The following is a 12,912-nucleotide window of genomic DNA, read 5'->3' as shown; positions in this document are numbered from 1 at the left end:
GACGACGGGCTCATAACCCAATCCATCCGGGCGGCTGCCACCGCAGGTGTTCTTCTCTGTTTTGTGGAGAAACTAACCGACCTTGCAGGGTCGATATGATGAGGAGCAGCAAAATGGCTAGTGAACGCAGTACTGATGTGCAGGCATTTATCGGGGAGCTGGACGGCGGCGTATTTGAAACCAAAATCGGCGCAGTTCTCAGTGAAGTCGCTTCCGGTGTGATGAACACGAAAACCAAAGGTAAGGTCTCACTCAACCTGGAAATCGAACCATTTGATGAGAACCGTGTGAAAATCAAACACAAACTCTCATATGTTCGCCCGACTAACCGTGGGAAAATTTCCGAAGAAGACACCACCGAAACGCCGATGTATGTCAATCGCGGTGGTCGCCTGACTATTCTGCAGGAAGACCAGGGACAATTACTGACTCTTGCCGGTGAGCCTGACGGAAAACTCCGCGCAGCAGGTCATTAATATCGTTCTTAATTAACTGATTATTTATCTCATCACTGAATATCTTAATATAGTGAGGACTTATTATGTCTCAGAACTTAGACGCAACCGCAATTAATCAAATCCATGCCCTTATTTCTGCTCAGGGTGTTAATGAAATTATCAGTAAGATTGGTGCCGATGCTGTGGCATTGCCTGAGAATTTCCGCATTCATGATCTGGAAAAATTTAATTTAAATCGCTTCCGTTTCCGTGGTGCGCTTTCCACTGCCAGCATCGATGACTTTACCCGTTATTCTAAAGATCTTGCAGATGAAGGCACCCGCTGCTTTATCGATGCTGATAATATGCGTGCCGTCAGTGTGCTTAACCTGGGTACTATTGATGAACCAGGTCACGCAGATAACACCGCCACTCTCAAACTGAAAAAGACAGCACCGTTCTCTGCCCTGTTGTCTGTTAACGGCGAGCGTAACTCCCAGAAATCACTGGCAGAATGGATTGAAGACTGGGCCGACTACCTTGTGGGCTTTGATGCTAATGGTGACGCCATTCAGGCAACAAAAGCGGCTGCGGCAATCCGTAAAATCACGATTGAAGCAAACCAGACCGCTGATTTTGAAGATAATGACTTCAGCGGCAAACGCTCCCTGATGGAATCTGTCGAAGCGAAGACCAAAGACATTATGCCAGTGGCATTTGAATTTAAATGCGTTCCGTTTGAAGGTCTGAAAGAACGTCCGTTTAAATTACGCCTCAGCATTATCACTGGCGATCGTCCTGTACTGGTTCTGCGCATTATTCAGCTGGAAGCGGTGCAGGAAGATATGGCTAACGAATTTCGTGATCTGCTTGTTGAGAAATTCAAAGACAGCAAAGTAGAAACCTTTATTGGTACTTTCACCGCCTGATTTCATTACTGCAAATGCCCCTGCAGGGGCATTTATGGAAACGTAATTAACTCAATAATCACCGGATGGTGAGGGCTTCCTTTTACCCAAATTCAGCGCGGTGCAGCGCATATACGTGGAGAACAAAATGTCATTTATTAAAACTTTTTCCGGGAAGCATTTTTATTATGACAGGATAAATAAAGACGACATCGTGATTAACGATATCGCGGTTTCCCTTTCAAATATCTGCCGCTTTGCCGGTCATCTTTCTCACTTCTACAGCGTCGCCCAACATGCGGTGCTTTGCAGCCAGCTGGTGCCGCAGGAATTTGCTTTTGAAGCGTTAATGCATGATGCAACAGAAGCGTATTGCCAGGACATCCCCGCACCACTGAAACGCCTTCTTCCTGACTATAAACGGATGGAAGAAAAAATAGATGCAGTAATCCGTGAGAAATACGAGTTGCCCCCGGTTATGAGCACGCCTGTGAAATATGCCGATCTAATCATGCTGGCAACCGAACGCCGTGATCTCGGGCTTGATGATGGCTCTTTATGGCCTGTACTGGAAGGTATCCCGGCAACAGAGATGTTCAAAGTTATTCCACTGGCACCGGGCCATGCCTACGGGATGTTTATGGAACGCTTCAACGAGTTATCGGAATTACGCAAATGTGCATAACTCATGTAGTTAGTTTTTCTGGCGGGAGAACATCCGCATATCTTGTTCACCTGATGGAAGAACAAAGAAAGGCTGGCAATAACGTCTGCTACATCTTTATGGATACCGGTTGCGAACATCCGCTGACATACCGCTTTATTCGGGAGGTTGTGAAGTTCTGGGGCATACCACTAACTGTGTTGCAGGTCGATATCAATCCTGAGCTTGGGCAGCCAAATGGTTATACAGAATGGGAGCCAAAGGATATTCAGACGCGAATGCCGGTACTTAAACCGTTTATGGACATGGTTAAAAAGTACGGCACGCCATACATCGGTGGCGCGTTCTGTACTGACAGGCTAAAACTCATCCCTTTCACGAAATACTGCGATAACCATTTCGGGCGAGGTAATTACATCACATGGCTGGGTATTCGTGCAGACGAACCCCGTAGGCTGAAACCGAAATCGGGCATCCGGTATCTTGCCGAACTGTCAGATTTTGATAAGTCGGATGTTATCCGGTGGTGGCGAAAACAACCTTTTGATTTGCAAATCCCGGAGCATCTCGGGAACTGTGTTTTCTGCATCAAAAAGTCAACGCAAAAGCTGGGGCTTGCATGTAAAGACGAACCTGGTCTGATGCGAGTTTTTAATGAGCTGGTTACAGGCAAACACGTCAGGGATGGTCATCGCAGAACAGGTAAAGACGTTATGTACCGTGGTCACCTGACGCTTGACGGAATTGCCAGAATGTCTGCCAACAGCGACTACAGAAATTTGTATCAGGCGATGGTACAGGCCAGGCGATTCGATACCGGCTCGTGTTCAGAGTCATGTGAAATCTGGGGTGATCAATTGGAATTAAAATTCGAAGAGGTAGGGGTATGACAACCGAAATTAACTACCATGCACTGCTTGAGCGCGCACGGAATAAAGTGCAGAGCATTGAGTTCGCCTTAACACAGAGTGCATTCGCTGAGATTCGCGCTGAGCTTGAAGATGATTTAGAACTGGCACGGATTGCACTGGCATCTCTGGAAGTTGAGCCAGATGAACGCGCAGCCTATGAATTATTTATGGAAAAGCGTTTCGGTAAAACAGTCGATCGTCGGAGAGCAAAAAACGGTGATAACGAGTACATGGCGTGGGATATGGCTCTCGGCTGGGTCGTCTGGAAACAACGCGCTGGCATGAGTCTTTCAACTGCACAACCACAGGAGGGTCAACAATGAACAACTTAATGACAACAAAACAAGTCGCCGAATTCTGTGGCGTTTCAATATCGACGGTGCTTCGCTGGAACAGTGTAAACCGGAGGACTGGTCAGAAATATCGGCCTGATTTTCCAGATCCTGATATTAAATCCTGCCCAAATAAATGGGCATCACGTAAGATATACAGGTTTGCAGGAGTAATTGAGTAACAAACATTAGCTCAAATGTGAGCTGGCACATCTATGGCACAAGCCAAACAGATCTGACTGTCTGCTCTGTATCAAGAGCAGACAAGCTATTTATTTTTTTACATGAAAATGCGCGCTCTTTGGACGTTAGGGTTATTCTATCCAGAGCCAGCAGCACCTCTTAGCCAAGTACATAATTGCAGGCACAATCCGGCATCGATGTGCAGCTCCGGTCGCTGAACTGCTGGAAAACCCTTCCGTTCATAAGCCAGTCTCGATACGTGGCAACAGTATCATTGATACAATTTATTTTAATTTTCCCGTACCTCGAAGAAGTGATAGGTATTGATCAGTGGCAAGTAATGGTAGATTATTCTCTTGGCTAGAGTCGATATCTCTAATTAAAATTGTACGGTTTTTTATGCTGAACTTGTATTTAGCCTCCAGCATTGCCCAAAACATTCTTTTATTTAATCTTGATAGTCTTATAAAATTTACAAGACCTTCAAGGCTCATAACTAAAACTTTCGCCCCTTTTGACTCTTTAAGGTTGCTAATTTCGTTATAAATCTTTTCAGCACCTTCTTTCTCTAAAACAAGATCTGAGATTATCACTAAATGATAAATACCCTTTCTGCGCTTTATTAAGCATTCCCTCCCGTCATAATTAATAACCACATCATTATTTAGAATTGGGATAACGCCTTTAACCTGATCGATCCCTTGCAATGCTTTTTTCTTATACATGCTACAAAGCTTTTCATGAGATTTCAAACCCATTTCAATCAAAGATGATGCTTTAGACTGTATAGATAATACATAGTCATTTTCTACAATAAGAATATCAACTAGTTCTCTTTTTTTATTACCCTCAATAATATCTGGAGAAAAAAACACTTCCTCCGTTGAAAAGACCTGCCGCAAAGCATGGTATATAAGAGCTTCCTGCTCATATCCCTCAGAGCCGTTTTCACTGACGCTAAATTCATATGTTAATACGGTATCGTTTGGTTCATGAACACTTGCTAGGTAAGATTTTTTATCGATTACACTTAGTGGCAGACTAATTATTTTCTCGTTACCAGTCAAAGCATTGTTGCAGAATTCATCCATTGCTTCATTACCTTCCCTAAATCCTGAATTGAGAGAATATGAATTAGCACAAAATTTTTTTAAACATTCACACGGTAAATTTTCCGAAACTTTTATTTTCAGGTCCATAACACGCATTGTATGCGAGTCAAAAAATGATAATAGAATACCATCATAAGCGCCTGACAATAACAAATCCAGCCCTTTAATTTCATCTGCCTCTCTTGGTGGATAGGCTAGTAAAAATGGATTATCGACATTATCTTCAATCAACATCCCAATCACTAGTATATTTTTAGTAGATAAACCTACCAAAAAGTGGATAGGTGCTCCTGACCAGACGGATTTAATTATAGGAAGGCTTGATTTAAGTATTATGTGGATATTACGATTTTCACTATCTACCCACACTCCATGTAACTCATTGTTTAAATAGGCCAAAAGTTTAGTATTCATTTCAACTTTCATTTCCTTATTGTGATAATGATGGTGTTCAACACAAACTGGCCAGCAGTTCCAGTATAGTACATCAGTAACTTAGATTGCTTAACTGCAAATCGCGCGTTTTCTAAACATCATATATCCGCTCCTCGCTCAAAGCGGACTGTCATATTTTATTGCGTTCAAAATATGCAAACTGTCAGTTGGTGTCTGAACCAGAACAAGTAACAATCGATTCAACTCTCTCCCACCATGCCTGGTAGGCTTTACGCTGTTCTTCTAAATAATCACTCTTGTCATAAACTTGCCATACCCCCGGCAGTTTATGACCGAGCATTATTTCTGCGATATGAGGCGCAGTAAGATCAGAAAAGTTTGTTCGTGCTGTTCGCCTCAAATCATGCAGAGACCAATGAGGGAATTGATACCCCAAACGCCGCCATGCATACTGCATTAAATTGTAAGGCAGCGACTGCAATGATGTCCGACCAACGGGTTCCCTGCTTCCTTCCTTAGTAAAAAGCATATCGGAACCATTGTTCATAGAAATAGCGTACTTTATAAGCTCTTCAACCGGTTCAATAATGGGCCGCTTTAGCGGTTCGCCCGTTATCTCCCCAGTCTTATGTCGTTCTGGTGGTACAGTCCATACTTTATTAATGAAATCAAAATCGTCCACCCTGGCGGTAATTAGCTCTGAACTACGGCAGCCAAAATGCAGCAATAGTTTAATGAAGGCCCGGTATTTAGGAACCATTCGAGAACCATCGATCGCAGCATAAAGGATTTTAATTTCATCATGTGTCAGAAACCGTTTCTTCTGACCTTTACGGATATCCATATCTTTACCCGTGATATCCGACAGCGGGCGAGTTTCAATGAGCTTTCTCTTATACGCCCAGACATGGGCCTGCTTTGCGTTAATTAGCAATCGGTCTGCTATTGCTGGAGTCTTAGTGCTAAGAGGCTCCAGGACTTCTAACCAATCATGCAATGTAGCTGCATCGTGAGGGATATTCCCGATTTTAGAGAACAGGTGCAGCTCAAACGAGCGGAGTATCTGTTCAGAGCCTTTTTTATTTTTTACACAATATGCTTCATACCAGGCACGGATCACAGACTCTACCGTCATGGCTTCAGTAGCTTTTCGTTTTTCAGCCTGCTTGACCAATCGTGGATTACGGTTTGACTCGAGTTCACCACGGAGACGGATAACTTCTTCTCTGGCCTCTTTTAATCCAGTTGCTGGGTAAGTTCCGATATCAAGACGCTCACCTTTCCCTGCCCATTGATAACGATATTGGAACACTACGCGACCTTTCGGTGATACTCTGACAGACAGACCATCACGATCGGATTTAACCAAAACCTTATCACGTTCCTTTCCAACGACTGAACGCAACCACGCATCAGACAGCGCCATTACTCACCTTGTACAAATCGCAAAACACCTCTGCTGCTTTGTACATTATGTACAAGCATATGTACAGATTTTTGATGAAAGCAAGCAGATCGATTTAAAGTTACATGAAAGAATTTTCAATTAAAGAAGCCACATAACTAAATGTATTTAAATGAGTTATATAGCTCAATCTCAATTAACTGAAAGGATTTTGAAAGAGTGAAAGAGCTTTAATTTGGGCTTAATTATTGGGGTGAGAAATAATGGCAAAAGTGCGGCGCTTCGCCACCTCTTGCAAATAAGGAGACAACGTCATAATTCTTTCTTCTTGAGTAAGCGGCATCGCGCCGCGCTTGTTGAAAACGAAAAATTGCGGCTATTTTACCCATCAACGGGGGGGAGGCAATCAGTGTTTACACAGGAGTTGCTCCAGTTCATGCAACGATGAAACGGTCCAGGTGGGTGCGATACCTTCTGGTTGCTCACGGTTGTGCGCATTCAGCCAGCAGGTCGCAAGCCCGGCATTGATACCACCGAGAATATCGGACTCAGCAGTATCACCGACCATCAGCACTCGTGAACGGTCAGGATTGCCCGCCTGTTCCAGGGCATAATCGAAAATTTTCTTATTCGGCTTGGCGACACCAACTTCTTCGGAAATCACCAGCAAATCGAAATAATCACGCAGGCCCGTGCGTTCCAGACGCACCTGCTGCAAGGCGCTAAAGCCGTTGGTGATGATGCCGATTTTGGCGTTGCCGCGAATGGCGTTAAGCAGGGAAACCGCGCCCGGCAGCGGCGTGCAGATTTCCGCCATCGCATTTATAAAGGCCTCGTTGAGTTTACCTGGCTCGACGTTCAGTCGTTCGGCCCAGCTTTCAAAACGCCCGTGCTGAAGCTGTAATGAAGTGATCGCGCCGTTTTGATAATCCACCCACAGTGGCTTGTTAACGGCCTGATAGTCCTGAAAATCTTCAGCGGTAAAGGTGACGCTGTAGTCAAGAAACATCCGCTGCAGGCCGGTGAACGAGTCAAAAGTAAACAGCGTTTCATCGGCATCAAAGAAAATCCAGTCCCACTTCATTATTCCACCTTGTCTTACATACTGATTGGCAACGCCATGATGATGGCGTCTTCGCGACCGTCCGTGGTGGGGTAGTAATTGCGGCGAATCGTCGCCTCGTTAAAACCTAAACTTTCATACAGGGCAATGGCGGCAGCGTTTGAGGCGCGGACCTCCAGCCATAGCGTTGCCACGCCGCGTTTTTCCAGTTCGTCGATCAGATGCTCCAGTAGCGCCCTTCCCAATCCCTGACGCTGATAGTCGGGATCGACAGCAATATTGAACAATGTAGCTTCATCCAGCACCACTTGCGTAATCGCAAACGCCGCCATTTTGCCGTTTTGCGTTAACTGAAAGTTGAGATAGCGTTCGCCCTGGTTGCTGGCAAAGGTTTTTTCGCTCCACGGAAAGGCGTGGGCGCGTTGTTCAATGTTAAAAGCCGCTGGTAAATCAGTCGTTTCGAGGGAAGAAATCGTGTTCATATGTGCAAATTTGTTGCCATAACGCGGCGCGTGCCGTTGGGTTTGCCCGTAATTCAGTGAGCGTCGGGGATGCTATCTGGGCACCTTCCAGTGACAGCGGTTCATCAGTGCCCAGCCGCCAACTGTTGCAGCGACTACCTTGCGGTAGCATCGCAATCCTTTCGGGCGTCAATTGCAGTACCTGCTCGGGGCTAACGGTTAATGTGCGCAAAACGTCACTCACCAGCGGATCGGTCAGGGCGGGAATATCGTTTGCCACCATCACCAGACGAACGTGTGCCGGGATCGCAATGGCTACCTCTCCCTGCAACGCGCCAGGGCGACGCAGCGACCACTGGGTAATGCCCAGTTGCTGTAACTGCCAGTCTCGTCGGGATGTCATAGCGAATCGCTCCTGTTGTCAGGGGCGCAAATATAGCAAATTCGTCGATACCGCGCCAACATATGGCTATAATCGCCGCCAGTATCAATTGAGGAGCATTCCATGTCTGCATTTACCCCGGCAAGTGAAGTCTTGCTGCGCCACAGTGATGATTTCGAACAAAGCCGTATTCTGTTTGCCGGTGACTTACAGGATGACCTGCCCGCGCGTTTAGATACCGCGGCCAGTCGTGCTCATACCCAGCAATTCCACCATTGGCAGGTGTTAAGTCGCCAGATGGGTGATAACGCCCGTTTTAGCCTGATCGCTACGGCGGACGACGTCGCAGATTGCGATACGCTGATCTACTACTGGCCGAAGAACAAACCAGAAGCGCAATTCCAACTGATGAACCTACTGTCACTGCTGCCGGTAGGGACAGATATTTTCGTCGTGGGCGAAAACCGCAGCGGTGTGCGCAGCGCCGAGCAGATGTTGGCGGACTACGCACCACTGAATAAGGTAGACAGCGCCCGCCGCTGCGGCCTCTATTTTGGTCGTCTGGAAAAGCAGCCGGAGTTTGATGCTGATAAATTCTGGGGCGAATACAACGTTGATGGCCTGACGGTCAAAACGTTGCCGGGCGTGTTTAGTCGTGACGGCCTGGATGTCGGTAGCCAGTTGCTGCTTTCGACATTTACTCCGCACACGAAAGGCAAAGTGCTGGATGTCGGCTGCGGTGCAGGCGTGCTTTCGGTTGCTTTTGCGCACCATTCACCGAAAATTCGCCTCACCTTGTGCGATGTCTCCGCACCGGCAGTAGAAGCCAGTCGCGCGACACTTTCCGCTAACGGTGTTGAAGGTGAAGTCTTTGCCAGCAACGTCTTTTCCGAGGTGAAAGGTCGTTTTGACATGATTATCTCCAACCCACCGTTCCACGATGGAATGCAAACCAGCCTTGATGCTGCGCAAACGTTGATTCGCGGCGCGGTACGTCATCTTAATAGCGGCGGCGAGTTGCGGATTGTAGCGAATGCGTTCCTGCCTTATCCGGATCTGCTGGATGAAACATTTGGCTTCCATGAAGTCATCGCACAAACCGGGCGTTTCAAGGTGTATCGCGCCATTATGACCCGCCAGGCGAAGAAAGGTTAAGTCTCTGGCACCTGTCGCCGCATGCCGTGTCGGATGCGGCGTAAACGCCTTATCCAACCAACAAAACCTGTACGTTAGCCCTCCGTAGGCCAGATAAGACGCGTCAGCGTCGCATCTGGCATATACAGCCACAAGCCATGTCGGATGCGACGTGAACGCCTGATCTGACCGACAAACGAATTATCCACAATCCACTGATGGCCATTTTTCCAGCAATCACACATCAGGCGACAATTAACTATTGACGAAAAACTGAAAACCACTAGAATGCGCCTCCGTGGTAGCAATTCTTTTTTAAGAATTGATGGTATGCGAAGGTGGCGGAATTGGTAGACGCGCTAGCTTCAGGTGTTAGTGTCCTTACGGACGTGGGGGTTCAAGTCCCCCCCCTCGCACCAATTATCTTTACTTCCTTTCTTGTTTCTTCCCTGTTTTATCATCCTTGATCCCAGCTCGTTATCATCAGTATGACGCTCGCAATTAGCGCCAGGCACGATGGCAACAAAACATAATGCCGTAACTGTTTGTGATACAGCATCAGCGGTGTCACCAATAATCCCATCAGCATGACAATCCGCCACAGTTCCGGCGATAAATCCACATACGTCAGTCCTGCAATCAGCAATCCCGGCAGCAACACTCCCCAACCACTGCCCAGTGTACGTTGCAACATGGTTTCATCTCTTTTATTGATAATGATAAGCAATATCATATGATAATTTTTATCGTTTGCAAGCTAGCAAAATCCCTTGCTATCGTTTAAACCTATCGCTAGGATTAGCAATCATTATCATTTAGATTACTATCACGATTATGGCCTATCGTTCCGCACCGCTTCTTGAAGATGTTATCTGGCGAACGCATCTCCAGCCGCAAGATCCAACACTTGCGGAAACAGTACGTGCGACGATCGCAGAACATCGTGAACATTTGCTGGAGTTTATCCGTCTGGATGAACCCGCCCCACTTAGCGCCCTGACGCTGGCGCAATGGTCTTCTCCAACGGCCCTGCGTTCCCTGTTGGCTGTTTATTCCGATCATATCTACCGCAATCAACCATTGATGCTCCGCGAGAATAAGCCGCTGATCTCACTGTGGGCGCAATGGTATATCGGTCTGATGATGCCGCCATTAATGCTGGCGCTGTTAACACAGGAAAAAGCGTTAGATCTTTCCCCGGAACATTTTCACGTTGAGTTTCACGAAACCGGGCGTGCCGCCTGTTTCTGGATCGACGTGTGTGAGAACAAGAACGCTCCGCATTTGCCACAGCAGCGAATGGAAAAGTTAATCAGTCAGGCGATCGCCCCGGTTGTGCAGGCATTAGAAACCACCGGCGAAATCAATGGCAAACTTATCTGGAGTAATACCGGCTATCTGATCAACTGGTATTTGACTGAGATGAAGCAGTTACTTGGTGATGCGACAGTTGAATCACTTCGCCATGCTCTCTTTTTTGAGAAAACACTCTCCACGGGTGAAGATAATCCTCTTTGGCGTACGGTGGTGCTGCGCGACGGCCTGTTGGTGCGCCGTACCTGCTGCCAACGTTATCGCTTGCCGGATGTACAGCAATGCGGCGACTGTACGCTGAAATGAAAAACTCTGCCGGGGTGATAACCCGGCATTAGCGTATTAAAAGGAATGCAACACATTGCTTGTTTCTGAAACCCGCATACATAACAGAATGTCTGCAGCCTCCAACAACCCAGCATCGGAACTGACGCCCAGTTTCGACATCACATTAAATTTATGCGCGCGGATCGTTTTAATATTTCGTTTAAGCTGCTCGGCAATTTGTGTCATTGAGTAGCCACGCGACATAAAACGCAATATTTCTCTCTCCGTTGGGCTTAGCGTCCGGCTTTGATTAATGTACCACTGATTGTTCAGGCGATCGGTAGCCTGACGCACGCCATTTAATGACAGAAACAGCTCCTGATAAAAAATGTCCAGCGTCGATGCTTTACTTAATACACCGTCCAACGGTGATGGCGATAATGATCCGATTAATCGTGCTTCAATATCATCATCCGCAATAACTAAACGCCGGGTACGCGGAAATTTAATAGCCAGCTCAGTCAAATAAGATAATCCCTCTCTGCGCTCACTTCTCATGGCAGAAAAAGAAAAAATAACCGCCGCAAATGAGACCCGCGACATCGCATCCTGAAACGCCTCCTGGCTTCTATAGATATGGAGTGTATAAGGGTTACCCGCAAACTTTCTGAATAAGCTTTCAATACCGATACTACTCATGACGCACTTCTCTATGAGTGCGACATTTCTCTTCTTAATTCGGCTGTGTTCCATTCTGCGGCATCTCCATAAACCGAAGGCAAGTTAAGTTCTCTTGCCCCCTGCGCGCTATTTATCCATGCATACATCTCAGCGTTGCTGTGAATTGCCAGCCGACGCATCGCACTGTTTTTTTGTGCGCTGATGGTTTTATTGCTTTTCTTAAGCAATGAAGCTATCTGGTTGATGCCCCATCCTTTGCCTAACAGCCGCAGTACCTTGCGCTCTGAAAGTGTCAGAATGACGGTGCGATAGCTAAAATCCTGAGTTTCAGTCATTGCCGGGGAGGTCAGCATGGCGCTGATACGCTCTGCATGCGCATTACCGGAACGAACCGTCTTAACCAGATTCTCAATGGGTTCGATATCGGACAGTAACGTCGCTGCCGGGCACATAAGCAGTTCTACCGCCTGAGAGTACCAGGCACGCGAAACCATGAAAACCCAATGAATTTCCCTGTATTGTGAGATCAATGAATAATAATGTTCACAAACGGAATGTGGATTGTCATTTTCGCCGGTTAAATCGGCAATGACTAATCCGGAGCGACGTAATTGTAATAAGGTAAGATCCTCCGCGGAGGCTCTGGATATTATTTCATATTCAGGGAAGTGAGTCCTCATAACCTCTTTTAACCCTGCTTGCATAACCGGTATTTTACTGATAACAATTCCATTTTTGCAGCATCCTGGCAACATATTTCCTCCACATCCACTGTCTAAAAATCATGATGGTTTATTCAGGATATTCATTCCTTAAATGCTTCCAGCAAATTAATAGATTAAGCGAATAAATTATCCTTAGCATTCACTTTCATATCAGCATACTCCTGCTGCACAATAACTCCACGGCATGTGTCAGAAGGTTAGCATCAAATGATAACCTGGTGAAATAGCCTGGAGACATTTAAAATAACTAAATTAACTTGTTAGAAATACTTAATGGAAACCCTGGAATTCCATTAGTTTAAGATATAATTAAAATACCGCCTTCCCATCGAACAAAAAACATCTCGTCAGCATTTATACAAAAAAAATCAGTAAAATCTGATGATTTTATCTGTTTAAAATTCAAAAGCACGAACGGCCATCCATTACTCTAATCCGTAAGAGACAAATTATAAATTCATTATAATTATAATATTCATATGATAATTTTTTTGCAGCGATAAAAAATTCGCTTTTCGCCACTGAACTTCACCCGCC

At 46.0% G+C, this 12,912-nt stretch carries 15 protein-coding genes, 1 tRNA gene and 1 pseudogene; 8 read left to right on the top strand and 9 right to left on the bottom strand.

The window, feature by feature from the left end:
• Positions 1–113: 113 nt before the first annotated feature.
• The 5 genes from yfdP to A31E_RS01420 all read left to right on the top strand — a co-directional run bounded on the left by yfdP (position 114) and on the right by A31E_RS01420 (position 3,243).
• On the top strand, positions 114–476 hold the full coding sequence (gene yfdP / locus A31E_RS01400) for a protein YfdP (protein WP_000135680.1): 363 nt from the start codon (positions 114–116) through the stop codon (positions 474–476).
• A 65-nt stretch (positions 477–541) separates the two neighbouring features.
• The gene (locus A31E_RS01405; protein WP_000081278.1) at positions 542–1,366 is read left to right on the top strand and encodes a YfdQ family protein; all 825 of its coding nucleotides are present in this window, start codon (positions 542–544) and stop codon (positions 1,364–1,366) included.
• Between the two features lie 127 nt (positions 1,367–1,493).
• Positions 1,494–2,030 carry a 5'-deoxynucleotidase gene (yfdR, locus tag A31E_RS01410; protein ID WP_001371719.1) on the top strand — a complete coding sequence of 179 codons (537 nt, stop codon included), beginning with the start codon at positions 1,494–1,496 and terminating at the stop codon, positions 2,028–2,030.
• Positions 2,021–2,899, top strand: a complete 879-nt coding sequence (locus A31E_RS01415) for a phosphoadenosine phosphosulfate reductase domain-containing protein (protein ID WP_000335009.1) — start codon at positions 2,021–2,023, stop codon at positions 2,897–2,899. The genes yfdR and A31E_RS01415 overlap by 10 nt, the downstream gene beginning before the upstream one ends.
• On the top strand, positions 2,896–3,243 hold the full coding sequence (locus A31E_RS01420; RefSeq protein ID WP_000206055.1) for a hypothetical protein: 348 nt from the start codon (positions 2,896–2,898) through the stop codon (positions 3,241–3,243). Before A31E_RS01415 ends, A31E_RS01420 begins: the two co-directional genes overlap by 4 nt.
• Positions 3,244–3,719: 476 nt before the next feature.
• Here A31E_RS01420 and A31E_RS01425 read toward each other — a convergent pair whose 3' ends face one another.
• The 6 genes and pseudogenes from A31E_RS01425 to holD form a co-directional block, all read right to left on the bottom strand.
• Positions 3,720–4,961, bottom strand: a complete 1,242-nt coding sequence (locus A31E_RS01425) for a hypothetical protein (RefSeq protein WP_016249556.1) — start codon at positions 4,959–4,961, stop codon at positions 3,720–3,722.
• 184 nt (positions 4,962–5,145) lie between these two features.
• Positions 5,146–6,369 (bottom strand): tyrosine-type recombinase/integrase, encoded by a 1,224-nt coding sequence (locus tag A31E_RS01430; RefSeq protein ID WP_001218286.1) that lies wholly within the window; start codon positions 6,367–6,369, stop codon positions 5,146–5,148.
• A 226-nt stretch (positions 6,370–6,595) separates the two neighbouring features.
• Positions 6,596–6,664, bottom strand: a pseudogene (locus A31E_RS26825) (hypothetical protein); the annotation flags it as partial.
• Between the two features lie 90 nt (positions 6,665–6,754).
• Positions 6,755–7,432, bottom strand: a complete 678-nt coding sequence (yjjG, locus tag A31E_RS01435) for a pyrimidine 5'-nucleotidase (RefSeq protein WP_000870712.1) — start codon at positions 7,430–7,432, stop codon at positions 6,755–6,757.
• Between the two features lie 14 nt (positions 7,433–7,446).
• Entirely contained in the window at positions 7,447–7,893 is a 447-nt protein-coding gene (rimI, locus tag A31E_RS01440) for a ribosomal protein S18-alanine N-acetyltransferase (protein ID WP_001092453.1), read from the bottom strand.
• Positions 7,862–8,275 (bottom strand): DNA polymerase III subunit psi, encoded by a 414-nt coding sequence (gene holD, locus A31E_RS01445; RefSeq protein ID WP_016249555.1) that lies wholly within the window; start codon positions 8,273–8,275, stop codon positions 7,862–7,864. The genes rimI and holD overlap by 32 nt, the downstream gene beginning before the upstream one ends.
• 102 nt (positions 8,276–8,377) lie before the next feature.
• Between holD and rsmC the strand changes: the two genes are divergently transcribed.
• Both rsmC and A31E_RS01455 read left to right on the top strand, forming a co-directional pair.
• A complete protein-coding gene (gene rsmC, locus A31E_RS01450; RefSeq protein WP_001272304.1) occupies positions 8,378–9,409 on the top strand; it encodes a 16S rRNA (guanine(1207)-N(2))-methyltransferase RsmC in 1,032 nt (343 codons plus the stop codon).
• A 311-nt stretch (positions 9,410–9,720) separates the two neighbouring features.
• Positions 9,721–9,807: transfer RNA gene (locus A31E_RS01455), tRNA-Leu, on the top strand.
• Positions 9,808–9,845: 38 nt separating this feature from the next.
• Here A31E_RS01455 and A31E_RS01460 read toward each other — a convergent pair.
• On the bottom strand, positions 9,846–10,082 hold the full coding sequence (locus tag A31E_RS01460) for a DUF1435 domain-containing protein (RefSeq protein ID WP_001468488.1): 237 nt from the start codon (positions 10,080–10,082) through the stop codon (positions 9,846–9,848).
• A 140-nt stretch (positions 10,083–10,222) separates the two neighbouring features.
• Here A31E_RS01460 and fhuF point away from each other — a divergent pair, with 140 nt between their 5' ends.
• The gene (fhuF, locus tag A31E_RS01465; protein ID WP_016249554.1) at positions 10,223–11,008 is read left to right on the top strand and encodes a siderophore-iron reductase FhuF; all 786 of its coding nucleotides are present in this window, start codon (positions 10,223–10,225) and stop codon (positions 11,006–11,008) included.
• Positions 11,009–11,044: 36 nt separating this feature from the next.
• Here the strand turns inward: fhuF and bglJ are convergent, their stop codons facing one another.
• Positions 11,045–11,722, bottom strand: coding sequence for a DNA-binding transcriptional activator BglJ (bglJ, locus tag A31E_RS01470; protein ID WP_001517702.1), 678 nt, complete (start codon positions 11,720–11,722; stop codon positions 11,045–11,047).
• Positions 11,680–12,405, bottom strand: a complete 726-nt coding sequence (locus A31E_RS01475; RefSeq protein ID WP_000936620.1) for a helix-turn-helix domain-containing protein — start codon at positions 12,403–12,405, stop codon at positions 11,680–11,682. Before A31E_RS01475 ends, bglJ begins: the two co-directional genes overlap by 43 nt.
• Positions 12,406–12,912: the final 507 nt, after the last annotated feature.

It is taken from the genome of Escherichia sp. KTE159 (assembly GCF_000408805.1).
Lineage (GTDB): Bacteria > Pseudomonadota > Gammaproteobacteria > Enterobacterales > Enterobacteriaceae > Escherichia > Escherichia marmotae.
Note: the sequence above shows the minus strand (reverse complement) of the source record. Positions and strands in the feature narration are given on the sequence as shown.

Bases quoted from the DNA above. Each gene is read 5' to 3' on its own strand.
- A31E_RS01405 (WP_000081278.1), top strand. From the start codon at position 542: ATGTCTCAGAACTTAGACGCAACCGCAATTAATCAAATCCATGCCCTT.
- A31E_RS01425 (WP_016249556.1), bottom strand. From the start codon at position 4,961: ATGAATACTAAACTTTTGGCCTATTTAAACAATGAGTTACATGGAGTG.
- yfdR (WP_001371719.1), top strand. From the start codon at position 1,494: ATGTCATTTATTAAAACTTTTTCCGGGAAGCATTTTTATTATGACAGG.
- A31E_RS01460 (WP_001468488.1), bottom strand. From the start codon at position 10,082: ATGTTGCAACGTACACTGGGCAGTGGTTGGGGAGTGTTGCTGCCGGGA.
- A31E_RS01430 (WP_001218286.1), bottom strand. From the start codon at position 6,369: ATGGCGCTGTCTGATGCGTGGTTGCGTTCAGTCGTTGGAAAGGAACGT.
- A31E_RS01475 (WP_000936620.1), bottom strand. From the start codon at position 12,405: ATGTTGCCAGGATGCTGCAAAAATGGAATTGTTATCAGTAAAATACCG.
- rimI (WP_001092453.1), bottom strand. From the start codon at position 7,893: ATGAACACGATTTCTTCCCTCGAAACGACTGATTTACCAGCGGCTTTT.
- holD (WP_016249555.1), bottom strand. From the start codon at position 8,275: ATGACATCCCGACGAGACTGGCAGTTACAGCAACTGGGCATTACCCAG.
- A31E_RS01415 (WP_000335009.1), top strand. From the start codon at position 2,021: ATGTGCATAACTCATGTAGTTAGTTTTTCTGGCGGGAGAACATCCGCA.
- bglJ (WP_001517702.1), bottom strand. From the start codon at position 11,722: ATGGAACACAGCCGAATTAAGAAGAGAAATGTCGCACTCATAGAGAAG.
- yjjG (WP_000870712.1), bottom strand. From the start codon at position 7,432: ATGAAGTGGGACTGGATTTTCTTTGATGCCGATGAAACGCTGTTTACT.
- fhuF (WP_016249554.1), top strand. From the start codon at position 10,223: ATGGCCTATCGTTCCGCACCGCTTCTTGAAGATGTTATCTGGCGAACG.
- yfdP (WP_000135680.1), top strand. From the start codon at position 114: ATGGCTAGTGAACGCAGTACTGATGTGCAGGCATTTATCGGGGAGCTG.
- rsmC (WP_001272304.1), top strand. From the start codon at position 8,378: ATGTCTGCATTTACCCCGGCAAGTGAAGTCTTGCTGCGCCACAGTGAT.
- A31E_RS01420 (WP_000206055.1), top strand. From the start codon at position 2,896: ATGACAACCGAAATTAACTACCATGCACTGCTTGAGCGCGCACGGAAT.